The following is a 24,264-nucleotide window of genomic DNA, read 5'->3' as shown; positions in this document are numbered from 1 at the left end:
TCTGGATAGTCCCGGCGTCAGGCCGGGCTGTGCTGGATGCGCGCCTTCGAGCGGAACAGCCGCGTCAGCACGGCACCGCTCGCTGCCTTGGGTGCCGGTGCGAGGCTGTCGGCCAGTTCGGCAAGGCTTTTCGAGATCGCGCTGTTCTTGTGCTGCTTGAGCACCGGCATGCCCTGATTGACGGAATCGATCACCGCGCTCGAATCGTTCGGCAGCAGCTTCGACGCCTTCACGCCCAGTACGTCTTCGACGGCTTTGAGGGCGATATGGCCGCGCTTGTCGTGCCGGTTGATGAGCACGCGTACGCGATCGGCCGGATAACCTAGCGACTGGAACAGATGCAGGAGGCGTTGTCCGGCGCGCAGATGCGGCACGCTCGACTGCACCACTGGAAAAATCAGGTCGCTGTGATCGAGTGCGAAGATCGAGACCGGGTTGACGCTCTGACCCACGTCGAAGATCACGAAGTCGTACTGATGGCGAATCAGCGCGACGATCCGTTCGAGGTGCGGGAGCTTGACGTCGCCAGCCTTGACGGGATCGCCCGCGCCGGCCAGCACATCGAAGTTCGGATACGCATGCGTCAGGCAGGCATCGAAGAACGAGGCATCCAGACGATCGATCTGCGCGCAGACATCGGCGATGGTGGCGGGCGGATTCTTGTCGCAGACCAGATGCGCGGCATCGGCGAACTGCTGGTTCAGATCCAGGAACAGCACACGCTTGTCGCGCAGCGTCGCGAGGGCATAGCCGAGGTTGACGGCGAGAAACGTGGTGCCGCTGCCACCCTTGCATGACACGAACGAAAGCACCTGACCCTGGCGATGATCGGTCTCCGCGCGGCGTGCCGCCACGCGCTGGAGGTCGGCCACGAAGCTGTCCTGATCGATCGGCCACGGCGCAACGTTACGCACGCCGGCGCGCATCGCCTGGATCAGCACATCGTGCGAAGGCGACGGCGTGACCAGCGTGCAGGCCAGTTCGCGATGACGGCTCGAAAGCTTTTCGAACGCGGACAGATCGTCCTGCGTGAGGTGATAGCCGTCGAAGATCAACAGACCGGTGGCGTGCAGGGTGTCCTTGTCGGCGCAGATCTGCTGCAGGCCGGTCGCCAGCGTCTTGAGCTGATGTCCGATACCGCTCGCGGCGATCACTGCGGCGATCTGCTGGGTACGCCCAGGGTCCGATGAAACTAACAGGATGTTGATCATTTCTTTGCTCCACTTCACGGGGTTCGCGGCCCGAGGTGCTGCTCCCGCGGGGGTGATTACGGCTGGCTGGGGGTAAGGCTGGTCGAGCCGAGTCCGACGCCATAAGGCGAGGTGATACCTAACGGCTGCGTGAACGACTTGTCGTAGCGGAACATGTTCAACGTGGCCGCGTTGCCGTCGATGCCGCTGACCGGATCGGTGTTGTTGGCGGCGTTCGGGTTGAGCACTTGCGCGGTCGTAATCTGCTGGACGGTCTCACCGAAGTGCGCGTCCCACTGCGGCGTCGACGTCAGGCAGCCGGCCAGAGTCAGGGTGATACCTGCACAGAACGCGGTGCGGATCAATTCTTTGAGCTTGTTCATGTTGGGCCCCAGTTCAAGGTGAAGTTCGTGAGCGCTGTTGGAAGACTCAGGGCGCTTTCGCGCTGGCGACCGGCATCATCACGCCGTGATCGGGTACGGGTTCGGGCAGTGCCGAGGCGACGGGAGCCGTGACCGCAATCGGGGTCGTGACCGCCGGCGCAGCGGGGGTGGCCGGAGCGCCGGAGGGTGCCGGAGCGATTGCCGTTGCGTTCGAGCCCGCTGCCGTGCCTGTGCCCGTTCCTGCCGCCGGCAGCGCGGCTTGCGGTGCGCCCGCAGCCGGTGCCGCTGCGTGCACCTTGCCTTCCATGTTGCCGGTCAGGATCACACCAGCTTCGCTGACGTCGCCGAAGCGGTCGGTAGGCAGTGTGTAGTTGGCCGGCAGCGGCTTGACAAGGTGTGGCGTCACGACGAACACCAGCTCCGTGCGGTCCTGCTGGAAGTTCGTGCTACGGAACAGTGCACCCAGCACTGGGACTTCACCGGCGCCCGGCAGTGCGTTGATGGTGCCCGTGACGTTGTTCTTGATCAGCCCGCCAATCGCGAAGCTCTGGCCGTCCATCACCTGCAGGGTAGTGGAGGCGCGGCGCGTCGTGATGAGGGGCAGCACGGAGGTCGTGTTGCCGCTCGACGAGGTAACCGTGGCACCGGTCGGCGACAGTTCGGACACTTCAGGCGCCACCATCAGGTTGATGCGGCCGCCATCGAGTACGGTGGGCATGAAGGTCAGGCCCACGCCGTAGTCTTCTTCCTGGAGCGTGATCGTCGTCGTACCGTTGGCGGTCTGGGCGACGGGGATGAAGATCTTGCCGCCGGCGAGGAAGCTGGCCTGCTGACCGCTGATCGCCATCAGGTTCGGTTCGGCGAGGATCTTGACGAGCTGGTCGCTCTTTTGTGCGTCGAGCGCGAGGCCGAATGGCAGCTTGTTGGACTTGATCGCTGCAGCCTGGCCCGCGCCGCCGCTCAGGAAGTTGGCAAGGAGACCGAACGACCAGCTGCCGATGCTGCCGTTGAGGTTGGCTTGCGCACCGAATTCATCTATCAGCGTCTTCGACACTTCCGCGACCTTCACCTCCAGCATCACCTGCTGCGGTGCAGCCACCGACAACATATTGATGATGCGCAGGTTCTTGTATGCCAGATCGCGCTGACCGCCCGCGCTCGAGCCACTGCCGGCCGGAGCGGCGGCACCGGATGCGCCGTTCGCCGGCGCGGCCTGCACGACCGCCTGGGTCTCGCGCTGCAGGAAGGCGTTAGCAATTTCGACGACGCGCTGCGCCTTCATGCCGTCGGATACGGTGCCGCTCAGTACGAGGCTGTCGGCCGCGGCGCTGACGCGCACGTCGTGCTCTTCCGGCATCAGGGAGGCGAGGGTGGCTTGCAAACCACTCGGGTCGACGCCGACCACCACGTCGATCACGCTGCAGGAGCCGCTGCGGCCCTGCACGATCATGTTGGTCGCACCGATGTCCGTGCCGAGCACGTACAGCGTCTGCGGCGAGACCAGCATGGCCTGGACGATGTTCGGATTGCCGACGGTACGGGTACGGACGGATTCGGGCAGGTTGACCATCGTCGACTTGCCGACGGGCACGTTGACGGTGCTGTGGTCGCGCACTTCGCCCGTGCAGTTCAGGCCTTTGGGTTGACCGGCTTCTGCGGCTGGGGCGGGGTGGCTCACGCCGATCGTCACGTTGACGCCGTTCGCGGCGAGCGTGAGCGGCCTGGCGGTATCCGAGCCTGCCGATTGCGCCTCGACCTGCGCGCTGCACAGGGTCAGGCAGGCCAGTGCGACCAGCGTGATCCGTCCAAGGTGGCGCGTGGTCGCGCGGTGCCGCTGGTTCTGCTTGCTGCAGCGCTTTGCGCCATCGTTGTGGTGGTTCATTTGCATTCCCCCGAATGAAGCCGTGAGCGCCCATCAGCCAGTCTTTAGCTTGATTGGTCAGCCCGATTGGTCACCTATGCTGATTTCTTTTTTGTACTGCGTTTAGTGCGTTCTGCTCGCGCTGCCCGGTCCGGCTGCGCGGTTCAATCAAAAGCATTCCTGGCCGTTCTGCGTGCCCGTGATCACCCGGATACAGTTGCCGGACACATGCGCTGCCACTCGCTGGACGATGCGCACGGTCTTCACTTCGGGCTTCGGTGCAGCCACCGCGATGGGTTCCTTCAGCAGCGAAACCTTGGTGGCTCCACCGGTCGTGTCGTCAGCGGTGTCTACCTGATTGCGCAGCACCAGCGAAAGGGTGCCGACGCTGCGTGCCAGGTCGATCTTCTCCGCCTGGTCCGGTGAGACTTCGAGCGTCACGGCGTTGACGACGCGCGGCTTGGTGTCGTCGCGTCCGACTTCCTGCGCGACGGCCAGCACGAGAATCTTTTCCAGAACGATCTTCGAGATGTTGCGGTCCTGCGTATCGTTCGCTGCGGCCGTGCTGTCCTTCTGCGTATTGACGATGATGTCCACGTAGTTGCCAGGCAGCGCGAAACCGGCCACGCCGATCACGTCGTTCACGCGAACGGTAATTGCCCGTTTGCCTTCGCCGATCACCGCCGAGAGTCCGCCCAGCGTGCCGACCGGCGCGAGCTTGGAATCGAGCAGCGGTTCGCCGCGTTGCGCGCTGGCTTTCAGTACGCGGCCATCGAGCTTCTGCGGGTCGGTGAAGGCGCCTGCCGGAATGCTGTCGGCGGGCCAGTCGACCAGTTTGAGATATTCGGGCGTCAGACGTTGTCCGAGGCTGATGTCGTTGAGGGCGACGACCACCTTGGTCGACGGGGCCGTCTGGGTTTGCATCCAGCGCGACGCGAACAGCACGGCCGCCAGTGCGGCGACGGTCGCGACGGTCAGCATCGCCAGTGCTCTCATATTTTTCATGTCGTACTCCTTTGCGGATTGACTCGACAGGCTCGCGCCTGCTCCCCCGAAATCCGGTGAGTTAGTGCAGCAGTAACATTGTTGCCGTCGTGCCCAGCGCAATGGCGACGCCGTAGGGCAGTCGTCCGAGCGAGGTTTCCTGCGCGGCTTGTGTCTTATGGTGCGCGAAATTGGTACACATCAGGAACAGGCTGTTGCCCGCCTGGCTCAACTGTCGCCGTTGCACGACCAGGAGGAGTGCCCAGACGCCACCCACCAGGAAGGTTGCCAGCGCAACCAGCAACACGTTCGAAGGTCCGACGAAGGCGCCGATTGCGCCCATCAGCTTCGCGTCGCCCGCGCCAAAGGCGCGCAGCATGTAGAACGGCAGCATTACCGCGATACCAGCGGCGAGTCCTTGCAGCCCAAGCCAGAGTCCCGCTGTCCCGCCATGTGCGATCCACTGCACCGGCACCGCCACGATCAACCCGAGCAGGACCAGCTTGTTGGGGATGCGCCGCGAATGCAGGTCGAAACCGGCGGCTGCGATCACCAGAGCGAAGACACACAGCCCGGTTGGAAACGCGAAAGTGTCCATGACGAAACCTGTTTTATTTATATTTCAGATTCTTGCGGTCCGCGTGGCCAGCGCCCGGTTGGGCGGCTGGCTACGCCACATGCGATGCTCCGGGTGGGTGGTCGTCGACGCCGGCAACGCGTGCCGTTGCGTCGACTGGACCGCCCGGAGAATCTACGCGCTCAGCCGTTCACGTTCTTCGCGGCGGTCGTCAGCTGCGCGCCGATGTTGGTGAACAGCGTGTTGAGCTGTTTACCAGCGGTCGTTGCGCCAGCGATGATCATCACTGCGATCAGGCCAGCCAGCAGGCCGTATTCGATTGCAGCAACACCTTCTTCTTCACGGACAAAGTTCTTCACTGCGTTGATGATCGTGTTCATGGTCAGTCCTCGTTGTGTTTAAAAAATTTCTAAGAGAAGAAAGCACCCGCTGCGGGCCGGGCACACAAACATTTGCCGCTTACGCGGCGCGGGCAAAGTGCGGATGAGGCTGGTATCTGCTGGTAGCGCCTGCGAAGCATTATTGAGGAGTGCTTCGCAGATACCGCCGGCTGAACCATCCAGACCGTCCCTGCCTCGTTCCAGGTGCTGGTGGGCCCATGAACTGGTCCCCAGCGTGGACTCCAGGTTTCGCCTCGCCATCTATCGGCATACCGCGTCCTGAAGTCCGTTGTTGCCGCTTGACTGTTTCCCCCGACAGCAGTCAAGCGACACCTGAATCTACTGCGTTGCTGCATTGCTGCTTGGTGCAGGACATATAGCGACGATCGTGCCAGGGAGTGCCAAAGCCTTGTCGCTATTGGGCCAGGCGCCGGTTAGCCAAAAACGGCCAGAATGTTTAAAACGACGTTAGTAAAAGTTGTTTCAGAATGTTTCTGCGATCAAAACGCGAAGTTCGCGGGATGCGGTCAGTTCTGTGCGCATGCGCACATAGGGTTTCGAGCAGGGTGCGAGCCGTGCAAAATGGCTAAGAACGGCATGCCGACTGGCTCTGCGGCCAGTTCGCAAGACGTGGTACAGGCCGCCGTTCCGGGAAAAGGTGCGCTAGCCCACAGAGACGGAAATGTCTCAATCGCGAGACGGGCAACGGGTTGTGTAACAGACCGGTGGCGGAAATCGCCGGTCGCGCAAAGGTTTGCCTTGGGTAGGCAAGACAATTAATTTCCAGGGGAATCGGTCAGAAGTGCCCGTGGATATTGGGTCGAGGTCAAAATTGCTGTATCTGACGCAAAGTGAAAAGCGTCGATCGTCTGGCTTCTCAAAGTTGCAACGAAGCGAGGTTTGAGTGTCTCAAGAATCGACGTTTGATTCATCGCGCAGTACCTACTGTTGCGGCCGCAACCAGGCCATCAAGGGGTGATTTGAAGCCTCCTTCGAGGCGCATTGCGAATGTCGTCGCAGCTGGCAATTATCCCGTCATCCCCAACGCTATAAACTCGCCTACATAACGACGCAAAAAAATCGTTTTGCACTCCACTCCGCCGCGACGAGGTTAACGCTCGCACGCGGCGAAACTTCTCGCTACACTCGTTCTCTGACCTTATACAAAGCAACGCGTGTTCATATCGCTGCACGAACACGCAACATCAGGAGATCGACAATGCGAACCAGTGCCCGGAATCAGTTTGAAGGCGAGGTGGTGGAGCTCAAGCACGGCGCCGTGAACGATGAGGTCACGCTGCGCACGAAGGACGGCCTCGAAATCGTCGCGGTCATCACGCGTGGCAGTGCGACATCGCTCGGCCTTGCCGAAGGCAAACCGGCGTTCGCGCTAGTGAAGGCTTCGTCGATCATCGTAATGGTGGACGTGAAGAGTAGCCAGGTGTCGGCGCGCAATTGCATCTCGGGGACGGTGTCCACCGTGACCAAGGGCGCGGTCAATGCCGAAATCGAAATTGCGGCGCCCAATGGCGCGCAGATCGCGGCCATCATCACCAATGAAAGCGTCGACCGCCTGGGTCTCGCAACCGGCAAATCCGCGACCGCCATTTTCAAGGCGTCGAGTGTGATCGTGGGTGTCGATCAATAACGAGGTGTTGCGTGAGGCGAGGGTTTGCCCGCAGTCGCATACCCTTCGCCCGCTTGCTTCATCCCATCGTCGTCACTTGATAGGAAAGCTGCGCACATAACTGGTCCCGCCGGACGAAGGTCCGCGATCGACCGCATACAGGACATGATGCGCGGCATCGATCGCGACGCCTCGGGCATCCTGGAAGTCGTTGGCGATCACGCTGACCGTGCCGTCCGGGGCGATCGCGCAGAGGCTGTTCTTGTTGCATTTCGTATAGAGCTGACCCTCGCTATCCACGGTCATCAGATCGGGGCTATCTACGCGTGCAAACACGGTAGGCGCCACCGGCGCCGGAGAGCTCAGAAGCGCACCCAGATTCGCCTTCACGATATTGCCGTTGGCCTGATCGGAGACAAACACGTTCCCCCCTGATACGGCAATCCCAACCGGTTTGCCGAGCCTTGTGAGTAGATCGCGTTCGGTTGCGGCGTGGGTCGCCTCGTCATAGGTCACCAGACTCAGGGCACCTTGCGGCGGGTTGCTGCCGGTCTTGATGAACCAGGTAGACAGGAGCTGGCCAGGCGCAAGCTCAACCAGTCCCAACCTGCGCCGGGCCGGGTTGGGTCCGCTTAGCGCCACGGTTGTGCCATTGCCGCTGACTTCGAATATCGCGCTCGCGGTACCAAACCCGAACCGTTCGGCGAGCAGGGCGCCCGACTGCGCGAAGGTGATCTGGCTGAGGCTTTTACCCTGGGCCACTCCAACCGGAATCTCTGCATATGGCGTGAATGCCCCTCCGTGCGAGGACAACACGCTGCTGGTGCGATCATCGGTGATAAAGAGCGCGCCATCGGCTGGCCGCACGGCAATCCCGTTTGGCAACGCATCGACGGCGGTTTTCTGCGCCTGGACAACGGTTCGAGGGGTACTGCAACCGGCCAGCGCTGCGACAAAGCTAAACGTTGCGATGACCGCTGCGGCTTTGCGCAGCCTGACAGGCGATGCAAGCATGTTTTCTCCAGAGGGCTTCAGCCTGATTAGACGGGAGACGCACAACTCGCGTTACACAAGGGCGCCGGGTTCAAGCTAAGGTACCAGCGACCGCCGACTGGTGCACGATCACTCGACACTCGTCAGCAGTTCGATACTGTCGAGCTGTGCCGCGCAGGTGTCGCGCACTATCGACACGAAATCTTCGAAGTAAGGACGGCCCGCTGTCCCTTTCGGCGCGATGGCGTAAAGCTCGCTCCATAGCCCGCTCGTGCCGACGCGTTTCGCCAGCACATAGTCGTGGTCGACGTAATTCTTCAAGCCCCAGTTCGGCAGCGCTGCGATACCCCGGCGGCTCGCCACCAGTTGCATGATCGCGATGGTCAACTCGGCGGTGCGGCGCTCGAGCCGGATGCCGGCCGGCTCCAGCACCTCGCGGATCAGGTCGATGCGCGCTTCGGGAACCGGGTAAGTGATGAGGGTTTCGCCACGTAAATCTTCGGCGGTCAGACGCCGCTTGCTGCGCAGACGGTGTTCATTGGCAAGCACTACCTGGATTTCAAACCTGAACAGCGGTGCGATGTCCAGATTGCGCCGGGTGGCCGGTTTTGATCCGATCACCACATCGGCTTTGCCCTCGCTCAGGAGCCGCATCGGATCTGCGTGAAATCCCGCCACAAGGTCAACCTCGACCTCCGGCCAGCGGCGCCGGAACTCATCCATCACCGGCATCAGCCAGTCGAAGCACGTGTGGCACTCCAGCACGATGCGAAGCTCGCCGCGCACTTCTTCCTTCAGGCGAACCAGATCCCGTTCAGCGGCCGCTACTCCCGCCACCGTTTCGCGGGCGAGAGCCAGCAGCCGTTCGCCTGCCACCGTAAAGCGTAGACCTTGCCGGGTCCGCTCGAATAGCGATACCTCGTAGTGGGCTTCCATGTCGCGGATCTGGTGGGATAGCGCGGACTGACTGAGATTGACGCGCTCGGCGGCGGTGACGAGCTTGCCCGAATCGGCAATCGCGATCAGGGAGCGAAGATGGCGCAGTTCAAGCATGCTGCCGCCCGCGGTGGCCGTAAGCCGAGGTGTCTTTGATATGAATGTGGCTCATACGATAATGAAAAGATGTCGCTTGATGAATCATAGCGTGCCTCTCAAACTGTGCGCCATTCAGTCAAGGATCGGCAATGGCTCGCACCCACATACATGGTTTTCCGCGCATCGGCGCGCATCGCGAACTCAAGTTCGCCCAGGAGTCGTTCTGGCGCGGGGAGTCTGACGACGCGTACCTGCGCGGCGTCGCGCGGGAATTACGCGCGCGTCACTGGGAGCAGCAACGCGCGGCAAAGCTGGACTTCGTGACGGTCGGCGATTTCGCGTACTACGACCCCATGCTGAATCTGACCGCACTGTTGGGCGCGCTGCCCGAGCGCTTCGAATTCGAGCCGGCGGCGTTGTCGTTGGCTCAGTACTACGAACTGGCGCGCGGTAACAAGGCGCAGCCGGCCATGGAAATGACCAAGTGGTTCGACACCAACTACCACTACCTCGTGCCAGAACTGGGACCACAGACGACCTTTAACGGTGGCGTGAACTGGTTCTTCGAAGAGATCGATGAAGCGCTTGCGCTCGATCTGCCGGTCAAACCGGTGTTGATTGGGCCGATCACGTATCTGTGGCTGTCCAAGAGCCAGACGCCGGGATTCGACCGCTTGTCGCTGCTGCCGAAGCTCGTGATCCGCTACTCACGCATTCTTGATGAGTTGAAGCGGCGTGGTGTCGAGTGGGTACAGATCGACGAACCCGCGCTGTGTCTCGACCTCGACGCCGAGTGGCTCGAAGCGTTTTCAGCCGTGTATGACGTGCTGGGCGCCGCAGGCGTGAAGGTATTGCTGGCCACCTATTTCGACACCGCCGCGGATCACGCCGCGCTCGTCGCGAAGCTGCCGGTCCACGGCGTGCATATCGATCTGGTCAGGGCTCCGCAGCAACTCGACACGTGGCGCACGGTGCTGCCGAAGGACAAGGTGCTGTCGGTCGGTGTGATCGACGGACGCAATGTCTGGCGCGCTGCTTTGCGCGAAATCGTCGGATCGTTGCAGCAGTTGCATGACGAACGCGGCGACACGCTCTGGATTGCGCCGTCGTGTTCGCTGCAGCACGTCCCCGTTTCGCTCGCAGTGGAGAAGCGGCTCGATCCCGAGGTGAAGACATGGTTAGCCTTTGCGACGGAAAAGCTCGCGGAAATCGGCACGCTTGCGCTGGCGTTACGTGATGAGGCCGCGGCCGAGCCTTCGCTTGCCGCCGCGGACAAGGCTCTCGCTGCGTGGCGCGCGTCGAAGGCGGTCACGAACGTGCTGGTGCAAAGAAAGATCGCGGCCGTGACAGAGGCGATGGCGAGCCGCAAGAGCCCGTTCGAAGCCCGCAGCCGCGTGCAGCGGCACGCCCTGAAGCTGCCGCTCCTGCCCACCACAACGATTGGTTCGTTTCCGCAGACGCCCGCGATCCGCCAGGCCCGCGCGGCTTATAAGCGCGGCGAATTGCGCGCGCTCGACTACCTCGAACGCATGCGCGCCGAAACGGCCACGGTGATGCGCAAGCAGGAGGAGCTCGGACTCGATGTGCTGGTGCACGGTGAGGTAGAACGTAACGACCTGGTCGAGTTCTTCGCTGAGAAACTGTGGGGCTATGCGATCACCGAAAACGGCTGGGTGCAGAACTATGGTTCGCAGTGCGTGAAGCCGCCCATCATCTTTGGCGACGTATTTCGCCCCGAACCGATGATGGTGGATACCGCCTGCCACGCACAGTCCCTGACGGACCGTCTGGTGAAGGGCGTGCTCACAGGACCGGTGACGATGCTCGAATGGTCTTTCGTGCGCGACGACCAGCCGCGCTCGACAACTGCCTTGCAACTGGCATTGGTGATTCGCGACGAAGTGAACGACCTGGAACAGGCTGGCATTCGCATCATTCAGATCGACGAACCGGCGTTCCGCGAAGGCCTGCCGCTACGCAAGGCGGATTGGACCGCCTATCTGGAATGGGCGACGCAGGCGTTCAGGATCGCCTCGAGCGGGGTCTCGGATGCCACGCAGATTCACACGCATATGTGCTATTCGGAGTTCAACGACATCCTGCCGTCGATTGCGGCGCTGGACGCGGACGTCATCACCATTGAAACCTCGCGTTCGTCGATGGAACTGCTCGACGGCTTCGGCGAATTTGCCTATCCGAATGGAATTGGGCCAGGAGTCTATGACACGCATTCGCCGCGTGTGCCGAACGTGGACACGATGGAGCGCTTGCTCGAGCGCGCCTGCGAGGTGATTCCTGCCGGGCGTTTGTGGGTGAATCCGGACTGCGGTCTGAAGACGCGTGGCTGGCCGGAAACGGAGGCGGCCCTTAGAAACATGATCGCGGCCGCGCGATCCATGCGGAAGAAGCTCGAAGAAACGGCGAAGGGGGAGAAGCGGGAAAGCGCCAGCGAAGCAGCAGCCTGACGGCGCCCACTGCAGGCTTGCAGCACGCGTGATGGCGTTTCGGCCATCACGCGATACTCACGTCAAACTCACATCACCCAGCTCAGGCCTCAGCAACGCGGCGACGGCGCAGGAAGTCGGAGATCGAGCTGACCACGTCCGGCTTACCCTTGTTACCGTCGATATACGGGCTCCACGGCTGCGCGCGCACAGTCGTCTTGGTGCGCCAGACTACGTTGAACTGACCATCGGCGCGCACTTCGCCGATCATCACCGGCTTGTGCAGGTGGTGGTTGCCGTCCATCTCAAGCGTGAAGCCCGACGGCGCCGCAAACTTCTGGCCGATCATCGCCACGCGCACCTTGTCGACATCGGTGCTCTTGGCCTTTTCGGCCGCCTGCTTCCACATATGGATACCAACGAAGGTCGCTTCCATCGGGTCGTTCGTGACGCGCTTGTCGCCGCCCGGCAGGTTGTTGTCCTTGACCCATTTGGCGAACATCGCCTTGAACTTGGTGTTCTCCGGATTACGCAGCGACATGAAGTAGTTCCATGCAGCGAGGTTGCCCACCAGCGGCTTCGTATCGATACCGCGCAGTTCTTCTTCGCCCACCGAAAACGCAACTACGGGCACGTCCGTCGCTTTCAGGCCCTGGTTGCCCAGTTCTTTATAGAACGGCACATTCGAGTCACCGTTGACGGTTGAGATCACCGCGGTCTTGCCGCCCTGCGAGAAAGTCTTGATGTTGGCGACGATGGTCTGATAGTCGCTATGACCGAACGGCGTGTAGACCTCCTGAATATCCGCTTCCTGAACGCCCTTCGATTTCAGGAACGCGCGCAGAATCTTGTTGGTCGTACGCGGGTACACATAGTCCGTGCCGAGCAGGAAGAAGCGCTTGGCGCCGCCGCCTTCTGCACTCATCAGATATTCGGTAGCAGGAATTGCCTGCTGGTTCGGCGCGGCGCCCGTGTAGAACACGTTGCGCGACATTTCTTCGCCTTCATACTGCACGGGGTAGAACAGCAGGCCGTTGAGTTCCTCGAACACCGGCAGCACCGACTTGCGCGACACCGAAGTCCAGCAGCCGAACACCACCGCGCACTTGTCCTGCGTGATCAGCTGGCGTGCCTTCTCGGCGAACAGCGGCCAGTTCGAAGCCGGGTCCACGACTACCGGCTCGAGCTGGCGGCCATTGACACCACCGCTTGCGTTGATCTGTGCGATCGTCATCAACGCGGTATCTTTCAGCGACGTTTCGGAGATCGCCATCGTGCCCGACAGTGAATGCAGAATGCCAACCTTGATCGGACCGGTGTCGCCTTGTGCGAACGCGGAAGGAATCCCGCCTGCGACCCCCGTCACACCCGCAACCCCTGCTGCCGATGCGACCTTCAGAAACTCACGCTTGTTCATTGATCGTCCTCTGCCATTTTGAAAGTTGGATATCGCCTTGAATACAAGGCGCAGTGCTTGAGCAACTTCCAAGCCAGGCGGGGGATGAGGAACGGGAGGCTTTGCCACGCTTGCGAGGTCGAGAGACGCTGTGTGACAGCGGTGCGCACGACGCGCCACGCTGGTGCGTCGTGCACGTATCCAGGGATGGCGAAGGCGCTAGATCGCTTCGCGCGCACCGTAACGTTCGCGCGCGGTCTGCATCATATAGAGCGTGATGCGTTTGACCTCGGCCTGACTCTCCGCGATATGAGCACGGATCATCTGCTGGGCGTCCGACGCTTCGCCCGCAAAGATCGCCTTGAGAATCGCCGCGTGTTCCTTATAGGTTGCCGCCACGCGCGGTTTCTTGGTGAAGTCCAGCCGGCGGATGATGCGGATGCGTTCGGTGATGTCCCCATGCATCCGAGCCATTTCGTTGTTGCCCACGGCGGCGACGAGACGTCCATGGAAGGCTTCGTCCAGCGCGGCGACGGTGGCGGGATCGTCAAGCTGCTTCTTCACGGGCACGCACCAGATCTCGCGCAGGGCGTCGAGCCGTGAGGTGGCGTCCAGCTCCACGAGCTTCGCGATTGCGGAAGTTTCCATCATGACGCGCACTTCGTAGAGGTCTTCGAAATACTTGAAGTCGAACGCGCGGACCTGCCAGCCGCTCTTGAAGTTGACATCCACGTAGCCTTCGCGCTGCAGCCAGAACAGCGCCTGCCGGACCGGTGTGCGGCTGACCTGCATACGTGTTGCGATATCGCCTTCGCTGAACTTGTCGCCCGGCAGCAGGCGGAAGTCGAAGATATCGGCCTTCAGTTGCGTATAGATTTGCGCAGCAAGATTGCTGGCGCTTTTCGCCGGCGCAGTCGGCGCGCTGTTGTCCACCATCAGTATTTCCAGGTGCGTGAGGGGGATGCGGCTAGCTTGTTCCAACGGCAGCGGAAGATCGCGAGCTTGGATCATGATACGCGGCTTGCGATGGAATGTTTGGACGATTCCGGCGCGCAATGAGAGAAGCTAACGCGCGAGCCAGGCAGCCCAGCCGCCGAATGCCGTGATGTCCTGCGCATCCTGCAGGGCGTAAGGCTCGCAGATGAAACCCTTCACCTGTCTGCCGTCCGCGAGCGTTACAGTGCCGATGCCAAGTGGTGCAGGGACGCCAGCGACGAAAGAACCAAATGCAGTCGCCGGCACGTCCCAGAGTTCCAGCTGAATCGGTGCGCCGCTTTCGGAACGCAGCAGCCCTGGTTTCGGCGGAGTCGTGTTTGCGAGCGAGAAGAGACGATAGTTGCTCGCGGTCGTCGTGCTCTCCACGAAGCTTGCACCGCGACTCGTCAGTTCATGGTTGAGCGGCATGCCGCGCAAATGGGCACCGACGACGGCGACGCGAATGGTGTCGCTCGCCGCGCTGCGTTTTGCCTCAGGCGCTGGTTGCGCGGCACCGGACTGCGCGGCACCCGACTGCGCAGCCAGCGGCATCCCAGTCGCTCCACGCGGCAGCCCGGTGGCCCGATGCCATTGCGCCGCGAAGTCAGCCAGCGCCCGTTCCCGCCACGCATCGCCAATGAAGGTAATCCCAAACGGCAGTCCGTCTTCGCGGAAGTTTGCCGGCGCGGCCACTGCGCTCCAGTCGAGCAGATTGACAAAGTTGGTGTACTTGCCGAGATTGCTGTTCAGACGCACCGGATCCGCCAGCAGTTCGGCGATCCTGTAGTGGGCCGGGGCAGTCGGCACGACGAGGGCGTCGAATTGCGCCAGCATCGAATCGGCGCGGCGTTTGAGATCGGCGAGACGGTAGATCGATTCGAAGGTGTCGGTGGCGGAGAATTCCTTGGCCTTGAAGATGATGTCGCGCACAACCGGGTGAATGTCGGCTTCGTTCGAGCCAGCAAAGTCACGAATCGCCGCATAGCGTTCCGCTACCCATGCGCCGTCATACAGCAGCGCAGTGACGTCGTCGAAGAGCGAAAAATCGAGCGGCACGCAGATCGCGCCGCGCGCTTCAAGGTGCGCCACGGCAGCTTTGAAGGCTTGCGCGGACAGTTCATCGCCGAAGAATTCCGGCTGTGACGGGACCGCAAAACGCGGCGCGGCGGGAACGCGCCACTGAAGCGCGGAAGCGGGCGCTTCGCGGGACAGACCGTCGGCCAGATCGAGCGAGGCGGCCAGGTCGTACACGAGCGCGGCGTCGTCGAAAGTGGTTGCGAAGACCGACACGCAGTCGAGCGTGCGGCATGCCGGCACCACGCCTGTATTGCTGAACGCGCCACGAGTAGGTTTGATTCCGACGATATTGTTGAGGCCCGCAGGGACGCGTCCCGAGCCGGCCGTATCCGTGCCCAGCGAGAAAGGGACGATGCCGCGCGCAACTACCGAGGCTGACCCCGAACTCGAGCCACCCGAGATGTACTCGGCGTCGAAGCTGTTGGCCGGGATGCCGTAAGGGGAGCGCACGCCCACGAGGCCGGTCGCGAACTGATCGAGATTGGTTTTACCAATGACGATTGCGCCGGCATCGGTCAGCCGCTGCACGACCGTCGCGCTGCGCTCTGGCGTATAGGCGAAGGCGGGACAGGCGGCTGTGGTCTCGAAGCCGGCGGCGTCGATATTGTCTTTCGCGGCGAATGGCACGCCATAGAGCGGCAGCTTCGTCAGATCGCCACCCACCGCGGTTAGCCTCGCGTCGAGGCCCGCGAGCTGCGCGTCGAGCACTGCTTGCGTCACGGTCGATATCCATGCGGGGTCATCTTCGGGCGTCAGTCCGCGGACCAGTTCGCCAAGCAACTGGGCGGGCGTCGCGCCGTCCCGATACGCTTCCTGCCAATCCGAAATTGTCCATCCGCGCATCTCGTATTCCCTCTTGTGTACAAGTTCAGGGGAATTGTACTCAAGACTCATGCCAACCGCGCGGGGAGGCTGTCACGCCTTTTCAGGGCGGGGCGATACAAGCATGGACGCCATGCCCGAGCCGTTCTCCGATGCACCCGTCTGGCGCGAAACGCCCGATCGTTGGGCGTCAGAACCGCGCTGGTGCGATGTTGCAATGACGCGTCGATTGGCGGGAATTATTCCGGTCCGCGTTAGATTCGCAAGTAGAATGCGCGCAAACGACTCGTGGAAGCTGGTGCAAATCCAGCGCGGTCGCGCCACTGTGACCGGTTTCAGTTCGAACCGGAAGTCAGACCTCGGCGTCGTTGTCTACTATTCAACTGTGGGGCGCGCTATCCCCAGGATTCCAATAATGAAGCTTCGTCATCTCATCATCAGCTCCGCGCTGACGGTTACCGCTTGCCAGGTCGCCCACGCCGACGACTCGTCGTCGACCCAGGATCAGGCCGTCGCGCAAACCACGCTACCGAATATCCTCGTCACCGGCGACACGCAGCATCTGCCGCAATCGTTCGATCAGCGATACGCCACGACCCAGGTTCTGACTCGCGCAGATCTCGACCGTCTTTCGCCCATTGACCCAAGCATCACGCAGGCGCTCGCTACACTGCCCGGTGTGACCATTGCGCAGAACGGCGGCCCAGGTTCGCTTGCGTCCGTCAGCATCCGTGGCTCGGCGGGAAATCAGGTGGCCGTGTTTATCGACGGCATCCGGGTCGGTTCCGCGACCAGCGGTCAGGCCGAGTGGGCTGATCTGCCGACCTCCGCATTCGACCGCGTCGAGGTGATCTCCGGTCCGGCAGCCGCTTCGTTCGGCGCCGATGCGATGGGTGGCGTGATCCAGCTCTTCACGAACCACGCTTCCAATCAGCCCAATCAGACCACGGTGTCGGTGGGCGGCGGGTCGAACAAGACCTTCGATACGCAGGTCCGCACATCGGGCTCGGTCCCGTCCACCGGCGCGCTCTCGGCGTTGAGCGGGCTGACCTACTCGCTCGGCTTGCATGACTACAACACGGCGGGGATCGATGCGACGCAGCCGGTTGTCTTCGGTCACGAAGATGGCCGTAACCCGTACCATGCACAGGACGTGGATGGACGCCTGGGTTACGCGCACAACAACTGGTCGCTCTCCACGTTCTTCCTGTATCACCGCTCGGATCTCTCCTACGATGACGCGGGCGGCGACGACCGCCAGGCCGATTATCAGCTGACGACAGGCGCTGCGTTCCATCTGGATGTCACGCCGTTCACGCAGCTCGATCAGTCGGTCGGCTACGCCACGGACCGCGAGTTCCTGTATACGAATACGCCGGGCATCCCATCCGATGAGATCGACTCGACGCGCCTGAGCACGTCGACCTCGCTGACGCATCAGGAGCGTGGGCCCGCGCTGTTCAACCTGCCGCTGTCCGGCGAGACCAAGCTTGCCTACGACTTCTCGCGCGAGCAGGCCTTCCTGCCATACGACATTCCGTCGGGTGTGCCGACGCGCGACGATTCAGCGGTTTCGCTGCATCAGTCGGCGACGCTCGGCCCGTTGACCGTGTTCCTGGCAGGCCGTCACGAGATCATCGAGGGGCAGTCGGTCAATACCGGCAACGTTGCCTTGTCTTATGCGATCACGCCGGTTTATACGGCGCGCGTTTCGTATGGCAATGCGTTCCGTCTGCCGACCTTCGACGACCTGTACTATCCGGGCTACGGGAACCCAAACCTTCTGCCGGAGCGCAGCGATACGGTTGAGGCGGCGCTGGATGCCACCACGTCGTTCGGGACCTTCACGGCGGCGGTGTACGACACGCGCGTTCACAACCTGATCGAATACGACTCGTTGACCTTCCTGCCGGTGAACGTCGGACGCGCGCATATTCAGGGCATCGACCTGTCGTACAAGGGCACCATCGGCAAATCGACGCCGGTGAGCCTCTCTGTCGGTTTCCTGAATCCGCAGGACGTCACGGATCAGACCTGGCTTAACCGCCGCCCGCGTCAGACGTTCAGCCTGAACATCGATCACATGTGGGACGAGTTCCGCCTGCACGCACTGAGCACGGGCATCTCCGTGCTGTACGGTGGATCGACCTTCGACGATCAGGCCAACTCGATCTATCTGCCATCCTATACAACGGTGGGCCTGCGCGCTGCGTACAAGATCAACTCGCATCTCACCGTGTCCGCCAATCTGTCGAATCTGTTCAACCGGCAGTACGTAACCGCGTACGGCTACAACACGTTGGGCCGGACGGCGTTCGGCAAGCTGGCTTACACGTTCTAAGGCGGTGTTTTATGCGGTGTTTTAGGCGGCGGCGCCGCGCTTCGGCCGGCGGACGGCTCGCAGCTTGCCGCTGCGTCCGCCGCCGCAGAAGAACTGCTCGGCTCCGTCGGACTCCAGCCCGGACACGTGGGTGCCGGGCGGCATTTCGAGACTCTCCACGACTTCGCCGCTGCGTGGATCGACGTGTCGTAGCTCGCTTTCGTTATCGTCCCATGTGGCGTGCCAGAGCTCTCCGTCAACCCACGTCACACCGGTGACGAAGCGGTTCGATTCGATGCTGCGAAGAACCTTCCCGGTTTCGGGGTCGATCTGAAGAATCTTCCGATCCCGATACTGCCCCACCCACAGCGACCCTTCGGCCCACGTGAGTCCTGCGGCATCGTCGCCGCCAGGAGCCGGGATCGAGGCGAGCACGCGGCCGGTTTGCGGATCGATCTTCTGGATGTGATGATCGGCGATCTGGTACAGGTGCTGGCCGTCGAAGGCCGTGCCTGCGTGTGCGGCGACATCGAGCGAGCGCAGCGTCTTGCCGCTCTGCGGATCGAGCACGTTCAGCCTGTCTCCGCTGGCAAACCAGACGTGCTCACCATCATAGGTGACGCCATGCACGCCATCGATACCCGGAAATGGGCCGTATTCATTGACGATTTCTGCTGTTGCACGCTTCATGGCGTCTCCCTGGCTGGTCACCTGTCGATTCCATCATAATCAACCGGTAGCGGCGCGGGGAGTAACAATGTCGTCGTGAATCCCGGCAGGGCCGGGGTCATCCAGCGACGCGCCCGTCCACGTCCAAACGACTGCACCTTGCCGGCGGCCGCCAGCGAGTCGAGCGTCCGCTGTACGGTGCGCTGGCTGGCGCCAAGCACAAGCGCGAGCGCCGAGCTCGACCACGACTCACCGTCGGCGAGCAAGGCGAGTACCACCGCATGTCCTTCTTCGACGGGTCGCGCCAGCACCACGATTTCTCGCGCCCGCTGCGGCGCCAGTGCAAAACCGGCTCTCGTTGCATTCACGCTCGCCAGCGTCCCGAGCAATGTGCGAAGCCGTCCGATTTCGACGCGCAGGCGTACGCGATGCGATTCGTCGGGATGCCGGGTGCGGAATGCCTGCGAGATCAGCGTGTCCCGTGGCACGTCGGACGGCCACGCTTCGGCGAGCGCGCGTGCAAGCGCGAACAACACAGGACGTCTTGCGAGCGAAACGACGGTGTCCGCTTCGCGCACGGCATAGTGACATGCATCGACGATGAGCGTGTCGGATGCCAGCAAGGCTTCGACTTCGGCAAGCAGAAGAGGACGTTCCTCGCCACATGCAATTAACCTTGCGGCCGGCGCGTTCAATACGAAGAATGCGTTTTCGACCTCGGCCTTCAACGCAGGGATGCCCGCGCGGTGCGCGGCGTATTCGGCCTGTTTGAGCGCGGCAAGGGCCGTTCGCGTGTGCAGGCGGCGCATTGCTATACCTGCGACGACCAGTTCGTGAGCGGCTCTGAGTCCGGGCGGAAAGGGCGTGGGGTCAAGTTCGGTGAGTGCGCGCTCAGCCTCGTCAAGGCGCCCAATCAGTAGCAGACGCCGCATCTCGAGATACCGCGCATACGCAGCATTAGCCCGGTCGCCGCTCGCTTCGAGCGTCGCCCGCGCGGTGTCGAGCGCCTTGGTGGGCCACGCGAGGTCGCGCGAGGCGAGCGCAATCTCGGCTTCGGCGACCACACATCGAGCCCGGGATACGGCCTCTCCTGGACCGAAGGCGCGTGCTGCACTGCGCACCAGCGCCCTGGCTCGCACGAAATCGCCGAGTTGCGCCATCGCGATGCCGCGTAGCGCAAGTGCGGGCGCGTCGTCGCGCAATGCGATCCGCTTCAGCGCGCCGAGCGGGTCGCCGGCGGCGAGCGCATGCGCCGCTGCTGAGACTGGCGAGTCCTTCGGCTGCTCTAATCGCGTCACACTTGTCACTCCCCCTCCTGCGGTGCCCGGGACTAATCTAGCACGACACCCAAGCCTCTCAGCGGATTTGGGAACGGAACAAACGACACAGGACACCTAAGGAGCGAATCATGACGACGACACATGCAACCGGGACACGCGAAGAATGGCTGGCGGCGCGGCTCAAATTGCTCGCGGCGGAGAAGGAGTTCACGCGCCGCGGCGACGAGCTGGTGCAGCAACGCCAGGCCCTGCCGTGGGTGCGGATCGACAAGGCGTACCGGTTCGAGACCGAGCAAGGCAGCGTATCGCTGGCGGAGCTTTTCAGTGGACGCTCGCAGCTTCTCGTTTATCACTTCATGTTCGGGCCGGACTATAAGGCCGGGTGCCCGTCGTGTTCATCGATTGCGGATGGGTTCGACGGCATCGCCGTTCATCTCGCGAACCATGACGTTACGCTCACCGCTGTGTCGCGGGCGCCGCTGGAGAAGCTGCTGGCCTACCGGCGGCGCATGGGATGGACGTTTCCGTGGGCGTCCTCGGCCGGGAGCGATTTCAACTTCGACTTCAATATTTCGTTCACCGAGGCGCAACAGCGTGATGGCGAAGTCGAATACAACTACCTGCGTGGCCGGCATGCGATGGATGCGACACCGGCACCCGAGCCCGTTGTCCAGTTTGCAGCTAACTGCGGAACCGACGCGCAAACGTACGCGCGCGACCGGCCTGGAATGAGCGCTTTCATACTCGAGGATGGCGCCGTGTATCACACGTACTCCACCTATGCGCGCGGCGTGGACGGCATCTGGGGCATGTACCAGTGGCTCGACCGTGCGCCGAAGGGGCGCAACGAGACGGGCGTCTGGTGGAAGCGCCATGATGAGTACGCCAGGGGTTGAGCCCGGTCATGAGTGACGTTCGCGCAACCGGTCAGCGTACACCGCGTGGGGCGTTCTTGCGCCACGCGGTTTTCCAACGCACCTGCTTCACTTTTTACGGCATCTGCGCGCTGCTGTTTGCCGCAAGCGCGACGGCGACGCTCATGTGGTGCTCGTCGATGTCGGCGATGGGCGGGATGCCGATGCCAGGCGGCTGGACGATGTCGATGGCGTGGCTGCCGATGTGCGGACAGACGTGGTCCGGTGTCGCGGCATCGTTCCTCGGCATGTGGCTCGTGATGATGGTCGCGATGATGCTGCCATCGCTCGCGCCCGCGTTGTGGCGCTATCGTGAGGCGTTGGCCGGGGCAGGTCAGATGCAGCCTGACCGGCTCACCCTACTGGCGGGTGCGGGGTATTTCTTTGTCTGGGCCTTGTTGGGGCTGGCTGCTTTTGCGGTGGGCGCCGCGCTGTCGGCGCTGGAGATGCGGCTATCGGTGTTGGCGCGCGCCATTCCGGTCGTGGCCGGTATGGTCGTGCTCGGAGCGGGGGCGCTCCAGTTCACTAGCTGGAAGGTCCGTCACCTTGGCTGCTGCCGGGAAGCTCCGGGGTACGGTGACTGCGAACTGCCAACGGATGCCGGCGCAGCGTGGCGATACGGCCTGCGCCTTGGGCTTCATTGCAGTTACTGCTGTGCTGGCCTGACGTCGATCCTGCTCGTTGCCGGGGTCATGAATGTTTGGGTGATGGCTGGAGTAACAGCGGCTATCACCATAGAGCGTCTCGCGCCATTCAGCGAAGATGTCGCGCGCGGGATCGGCGTTGTGATTGTCAGCGTGGGCCTGGCTCTGGTCGGACGAGCCGTAGGGTTGGGATGATCGGACCGGCCGTCCGTTTCTGCTGATGGCAAATCGGACAGACCGGGGCTTGAACCGGCTCGTCACTTGATATCGCCGCGCACACGGCCACGATTGCCCGCGGCCGTGTGCGCGGCGATATCAAGTCGCCGATGCGCTCAGCGTCGTGTTGTACGTGGTGCCCGTGATCACCACATTATTCAGCGTAATACCGCTGACATTGCTCACGAAGATCGGACCCGGCGCCGCCGACGCAGACGTCGAAGGCGTCGTCGGGGCCGCGCCGGTGCACACCGGCGAGCCGAGATTGCAGTTCGAGATCGTGACGCCGCTGATCGGACTTACGGTCGGCACCGGCAGCGGACCGTTGTAATCGACCGCCTCGGGGCCCTGCATGACGATCGCCTGGAAGCACGAGTTCGACCCGGCGACGAAGCCCGAAGGCATTGAGTACGATACCGCCCCCGACACATCGCTCGCGTTCACGTTCGAGATGTTGATGTTGCTGATCACCGACGGAGTCCAGCGTACCGCATCGCCGGACGGGCTGTAATCGCAGTCGAACGTAATCAGGCCGCCTTGACCCGTGGACGGATTCGTCGCGAGACCGGTCGTTCCGGTACCGGTGATTTTGCTGATGGCGGCGCCGAGCGCGCCGCCGCCATATTTGCCGGCCAGGTTCACACCGTTGGGCAGCGTCACACCGTTGATCCAGACGTTTTTGATGTACCCGCCGCGGTTCATGTTGGTCTTGAACCGCAGTGCGATGTTCAGCGGATTGCTCGCCCAGTTCTCGTTCTGCATCGTCAGATTGCGCGCGTAGACGTTCTGCACGCCCGCGCTCAATTCGCTGCCGATCGTCAGGCCGCCGTGGCCACTCTGCATCGTGCAGTTCTGCACGACGATGTTCTGCATCGGACCATACTCGGTGTCGAGGTACTTGCCGGACTTCATTGCAATGCAGTCGTCGCCGGTGTTGAACTGAACGTTCTGTACGAGCACGTAGTTGCACGCGTCCGGATCGAAGCCGTCGTTGTTCGGGCCGACGCTGTCGGCAAACACGCCGTCGATCACGACGTTCATGCAATCGGTCGGGTGGTGCTGCCAGAACGGCGTGTTCTGCGTGTGGTAATTCTGCAGGAGCACGTTCGTGCACCCAATGAACTCGATCATGCATGGACGCAGAAAGTGTCCGTTGCCGAAGATGCGGTCCTCGAACGGCACGCGCAGCTCGGACAGCGCGGGCAGATAGTTCTGGTCCTGGTTCCAGCCCGTGCCTGTGAGCAGGTCCATCAGCGAACCCGTCACACCGTACTGATTCGTAAAGGAGACATTTGCCTGCGGGTTCTTGATCTGGGAAGCGGGGAGGCTCGTCAGTGGGACGTTGTTCGGATTCGCATAAGCCTGCGATGGCGTCGACGAACCCGCACAGCCATACGTGTTGCTGCTGCCCTTGTAGGTCCACCAGCACGAGGTCGGCGGCTGATTGCTGAGTTGTATCGGCGTCATCGCCTGACCGTTCAGCACGCAGGTGTTGTCGTCGGCGGTCAGTGCAATGTTGGTCTGGCGGAACGCATAGATCGGCGAGCCGAAATTCAGACAGTCGTTCGCCTGCCAGCGCGTGTGGTACAGATTGCCGTTCGCCGTCCTGTACGGACCGCTCTTCGCGTAATCCGCCGGGTTCGGGCTGAAATAGATCGTGCAGCCCGACTCCAGATGGAAGTGCACGTGGCTCAGGAGCACGATCGGTCCGCCGCAATACCAGTTGCCGGCCGGCACCACCACGCGGCCGCCGCCGGCACGATTCGCGTCCATGATCGCGGCATTGAACGCGGCACACGAGTCGTGCTGCGTGCCCGTGTAGTCGCACGGCACCATCACGTCCGAGCCGGGGCTTTGCAGGTCGCTGGTCGGATGCGCCGTCTGCTCCGTGCCGCCGGTCACCCAGGGAATCTTGCCGCCCGGCCACGCGGTCGACGAAATCAGCGCGGAGGCGGGCAGCGTGCGCGCGCCGTAGCTCATCACGTGAAAGTCTGCGCGGGAGAACATCTCGGGCCTGATGTAGGCGAGCCTCCTGATGACGGCCGTGGCCTCGCCGGCTGGGCCCCAGATTGGGTCGGACGCGAACGGGTGGCCGGGTTGTGGCGGAGGCTGGTCTCCGGGACCTGAAGGAAACGGAAACATGGAGTCTGCCGCTACCGCTGCGCGGCCGGTCGCGAGAAGGGTTGCACCTGCGGATACTCCGGCAAAGGCCATAAACGCGCGCCGGCCAGGCGAGGCGGGCGCGTTGTTGTGGGGTGCGGGGAGCGGAGTATCGTCTTTGTCATGCGCTGCCATTTGATTCATCTCCTTTTGTCTTACCGATAAGTGGTCATCCATTCGTCTTCCAGGGAGCGACGTGGCGACGCTCGTGCGCGGCGGAATGCATAGACGCAGTGACGAGATCGGGCAGGACCTTCTGATGGGATCCTTACTGCTATTGTTGTAAGACGATGTGAGAATTGTCAATCAAATGTGAC

At 62.4% G+C, this 24,264-nt stretch carries 19 protein-coding genes and 1 riboswitch; of the genes, 5 read left to right on the top strand and 14 right to left on the bottom strand.

Going from position 1 to position 24,264, the window contains the following annotated elements; translation table 11 throughout:
- Positions 1 to 17 precede the first annotated feature (17 nt).
- The 6 genes from P3T20_RS06835 to P3T20_RS06810 form a co-directional block, all read right to left on the bottom strand.
- Positions 18 to 1,211 carry an AAA family ATPase gene (locus P3T20_RS06835; RefSeq protein ID WP_429286494.1) on the bottom strand — a complete coding sequence of 398 codons (1,194 nt, stop codon included), beginning with the start codon at positions 1,209 to 1,211 and terminating at the stop codon, positions 18 to 20.
- A 56-nt stretch (positions 1,212 to 1,267) separates the two neighbouring features.
- Complete coding sequence (locus P3T20_RS06830; protein WP_074265732.1) at positions 1,268 to 1,573, bottom strand: hypothetical protein; 306 nt, start codon at positions 1,571 to 1,573, stop codon at positions 1,268 to 1,270.
- A gap of 46 nt (positions 1,574 to 1,619) precedes the next feature.
- The gene (locus tag P3T20_RS06825; RefSeq protein WP_429286493.1) at positions 1,620 to 3,455 is read right to left on the bottom strand and encodes a type II and III secretion system protein family protein; all 1,836 of its coding nucleotides are present in this window, start codon (positions 3,453 to 3,455) and stop codon (positions 1,620 to 1,622) included.
- A gap of 147 nt (positions 3,456 to 3,602) precedes the next feature.
- Entirely contained in the window at positions 3,603 to 4,439 is an 837-nt protein-coding gene (gene cpaB, locus P3T20_RS06820; protein WP_429286492.1) for a Flp pilus assembly protein CpaB, read from the bottom strand.
- A gap of 61 nt (positions 4,440 to 4,500) precedes the next feature.
- A complete protein-coding gene (locus tag P3T20_RS06815; protein ID WP_074265729.1) occupies positions 4,501 to 5,016 on the bottom strand; it encodes an A24 family peptidase in 516 nt (171 codons plus the stop codon).
- Positions 5,017 to 5,177: 161 nt separating this feature from the next.
- Positions 5,178 to 5,375 (bottom strand): Flp family type IVb pilin, encoded by a 198-nt coding sequence (locus tag P3T20_RS06810; RefSeq protein ID WP_074265728.1) that lies wholly within the window; start codon positions 5,373 to 5,375, stop codon positions 5,178 to 5,180.
- A 1,219-nt stretch (positions 5,376 to 6,594) separates the two neighbouring features.
- On the opposite strand from P3T20_RS06810, the gene P3T20_RS06805 reads away from it, so the two are divergent.
- Positions 6,595 to 7,023, top strand: coding sequence for a TOBE domain-containing protein (locus P3T20_RS06805; RefSeq protein WP_429286491.1), 429 nt, complete (start codon positions 6,595 to 6,597; stop codon positions 7,021 to 7,023).
- 72 nt (positions 7,024 to 7,095) lie between these two features.
- Here P3T20_RS06805 and P3T20_RS06800 read toward each other — a convergent pair whose 3' ends face one another.
- Positions 7,096 to 8,016, bottom strand: coding sequence for a hypothetical protein (locus P3T20_RS06800; RefSeq protein WP_429286490.1), 921 nt, complete (start codon positions 8,014 to 8,016; stop codon positions 7,096 to 7,098).
- 108 nt (positions 8,017 to 8,124) lie between these two features.
- Entirely contained in the window at positions 8,125 to 9,048 is a 924-nt protein-coding gene (locus tag P3T20_RS06795) for a LysR family transcriptional regulator (protein WP_429286489.1), read from the bottom strand.
- Between the two features lie 131 nt (positions 9,049 to 9,179).
- Between P3T20_RS06795 and metE the strand changes: the two genes are divergently transcribed.
- A complete protein-coding gene (gene metE / locus P3T20_RS06790) occupies positions 9,180 to 11,495 on the top strand; it encodes a 5-methyltetrahydropteroyltriglutamate--homocysteine S-methyltransferase (RefSeq protein WP_429286488.1) in 2,316 nt (771 codons plus the stop codon).
- Between the two features lie 82 nt (positions 11,496 to 11,577).
- Here metE and urtA read toward each other — a convergent pair whose 3' ends face one another.
- The 3 genes from urtA to atzF form a co-directional block, all read right to left on the bottom strand.
- On the bottom strand, positions 11,578 to 12,891 hold the full coding sequence (gene urtA / locus P3T20_RS06785) for an urea ABC transporter substrate-binding protein (protein WP_429286487.1): 1,314 nt from the start codon (positions 12,889 to 12,891) through the stop codon (positions 11,578 to 11,580).
- 198 nt (positions 12,892 to 13,089) lie between these two features.
- A complete protein-coding gene (locus tag P3T20_RS06780) occupies positions 13,090 to 13,806 on the bottom strand; it encodes a GntR family transcriptional regulator (RefSeq protein WP_429286673.1) in 717 nt (238 codons plus the stop codon).
- Positions 13,807 to 13,935: 129 nt separating this feature from the next.
- Positions 13,936 to 15,765: an allophanate hydrolase gene (gene atzF / locus P3T20_RS06775; protein ID WP_429286486.1), complete on the bottom strand. Its 1,830-nt coding sequence runs from the start codon at positions 15,763 to 15,765 to the stop codon at positions 13,936 to 13,938.
- 259 nt (positions 15,766 to 16,024) lie between these two features.
- Positions 16,025 to 16,114: riboswitch (adenosylcobalamin (AdoCbl) riboswitch) on the top strand.
- A gap of 45 nt (positions 16,115 to 16,159) precedes the next feature.
- Between atzF and P3T20_RS06770 the strand changes: the two genes are divergently transcribed.
- Positions 16,160 to 18,085 carry a TonB-dependent receptor domain-containing protein gene (locus P3T20_RS06770; RefSeq protein ID WP_429286485.1) on the top strand — a complete coding sequence of 642 codons (1,926 nt, stop codon included), beginning with the start codon at positions 16,160 to 16,162 and terminating at the stop codon, positions 18,083 to 18,085.
- 21 nt (positions 18,086 to 18,106) lie between these two features.
- Here P3T20_RS06770 and P3T20_RS06765 read toward each other — a convergent pair whose 3' ends face one another.
- Positions 18,107 to 18,754 (bottom strand): DUF5074 domain-containing protein, encoded by a 648-nt coding sequence (locus P3T20_RS06765; RefSeq protein WP_429286484.1) that lies wholly within the window; start codon positions 18,752 to 18,754, stop codon positions 18,107 to 18,109.
- Positions 18,755 to 18,771: 17 nt separating this feature from the next.
- Positions 18,772 to 20,031, bottom strand: coding sequence for a helix-turn-helix domain-containing protein (locus tag P3T20_RS06760; protein ID WP_429286483.1), 1,260 nt, complete (start codon positions 20,029 to 20,031; stop codon positions 18,772 to 18,774).
- A gap of 110 nt (positions 20,032 to 20,141) precedes the next feature.
- Between P3T20_RS06760 and P3T20_RS06755 the strand changes: the two genes are divergently transcribed.
- Together P3T20_RS06755 and P3T20_RS06750 are read left to right on the top strand one after the other, a co-directional pair.
- Entirely contained in the window at positions 20,142 to 20,909 is a 768-nt protein-coding gene (locus P3T20_RS06755; protein ID WP_429286482.1) for a DUF899 domain-containing protein, read from the top strand.
- An 8-nt stretch (positions 20,910 to 20,917) separates the two neighbouring features.
- Complete coding sequence (locus P3T20_RS06750; RefSeq protein WP_429286481.1) at positions 20,918 to 21,766, top strand: DUF2182 domain-containing protein; 849 nt, start codon at positions 20,918 to 20,920, stop codon at positions 21,764 to 21,766.
- Positions 21,767 to 21,886: 120 nt separating this feature from the next.
- On the opposite strand, the gene P3T20_RS06745 is transcribed toward P3T20_RS06750, so the two are convergent.
- Positions 21,887 to 24,001, bottom strand: coding sequence for a glycoside hydrolase family 28 protein (locus P3T20_RS06745; protein ID WP_429286672.1), 2,115 nt, complete (start codon positions 23,999 to 24,001; stop codon positions 21,887 to 21,889).
- Between the last annotated feature and the right edge of the window lie 263 nt (positions 24,002 to 24,264).

This window comes from Paraburkholderia sp. GAS206C (assembly GCF_050435645.1).
GTDB classification, from domain to species: Bacteria; Pseudomonadota; Gammaproteobacteria; order Burkholderiales; family Burkholderiaceae; genus Paraburkholderia; species Paraburkholderia phenazinium_B.
Note: the sequence above shows the minus strand (reverse complement) of the source record. Positions and strands in the feature narration are given on the sequence as shown.

Excerpts from the sequence above, each read along its gene's own strand:
- P3T20_RS06755 (WP_429286482.1), top strand. The coding sequence starts at position 20,142 with ATGACGACGACACATGCAACCGGGACACGCGAAGAATGGCTGGCGGCG.
- P3T20_RS06805 (WP_429286491.1), top strand. The coding sequence starts at position 6,595 with ATGCGAACCAGTGCCCGGAATCAGTTTGAAGGCGAGGTGGTGGAGCTC.
- P3T20_RS06810 (WP_074265728.1), bottom strand. The coding sequence starts at position 5,375 with ATGAACACGATCATCAACGCAGTGAAGAACTTTGTCCGTGAAGAAGAA.
- urtA (WP_429286487.1), bottom strand. The coding sequence starts at position 12,891 with ATGAACAAGCGTGAGTTTCTGAAGGTCGCATCGGCAGCAGGGGTTGCG.
- cpaB (WP_429286492.1), bottom strand. The coding sequence starts at position 4,439 with ATGAAAAATATGAGAGCACTGGCGATGCTGACCGTCGCGACCGTCGCC.
- metE (WP_429286488.1), top strand. The coding sequence starts at position 9,180 with ATGGCTCGCACCCACATACATGGTTTTCCGCGCATCGGCGCGCATCGC.
- P3T20_RS06815 (WP_074265729.1), bottom strand. The coding sequence starts at position 5,016 with ATGGACACTTTCGCGTTTCCAACCGGGCTGTGTGTCTTCGCTCTGGTG.
- P3T20_RS06745 (WP_429286672.1), bottom strand. The coding sequence starts at position 24,001 with ATGGCCTTTGCCGGAGTATCCGCAGGTGCAACCCTTCTCGCGACCGGC.
- atzF (WP_429286486.1), bottom strand. The coding sequence starts at position 15,765 with ATGCGCGGATGGACAATTTCGGATTGGCAGGAAGCGTATCGGGACGGC.
- P3T20_RS06750 (WP_429286481.1), top strand. The coding sequence starts at position 20,918 with ATGAGTGACGTTCGCGCAACCGGTCAGCGTACACCGCGTGGGGCGTTC.
- P3T20_RS06835 (WP_429286494.1), bottom strand. The coding sequence starts at position 1,211 with ATGATCAACATCCTGTTAGTTTCATCGGACCCTGGGCGTACCCAGCAG.
- P3T20_RS06795 (WP_429286489.1), bottom strand. The coding sequence starts at position 9,048 with ATGCTTGAACTGCGCCATCTTCGCTCCCTGATCGCGATTGCCGATTCG.
- P3T20_RS06765 (WP_429286484.1), bottom strand. The coding sequence starts at position 18,754 with ATGAAGCGTGCAACAGCAGAAATCGTCAATGAATACGGCCCATTTCCG.
- P3T20_RS06800 (WP_429286490.1), bottom strand. The coding sequence starts at position 8,016 with ATGCTTGCATCGCCTGTCAGGCTGCGCAAAGCCGCAGCGGTCATCGCA.
- P3T20_RS06780 (WP_429286673.1), bottom strand. The coding sequence starts at position 13,806 with ATGGTGGACAACAGCGCGCCGACTGCGCCGGCGAAAAGCGCCAGCAAT.
- P3T20_RS06830 (WP_074265732.1), bottom strand. The coding sequence starts at position 1,573 with ATGAACAAGCTCAAAGAATTGATCCGCACCGCGTTCTGTGCAGGTATC.
- P3T20_RS06770 (WP_429286485.1), top strand. The coding sequence starts at position 16,160 with ATGAAGCTTCGTCATCTCATCATCAGCTCCGCGCTGACGGTTACCGCT.
- P3T20_RS06825 (WP_429286493.1), bottom strand. The coding sequence starts at position 3,455 with ATGAACCACCACAACGATGGCGCAAAGCGCTGCAGCAAGCAGAACCAG.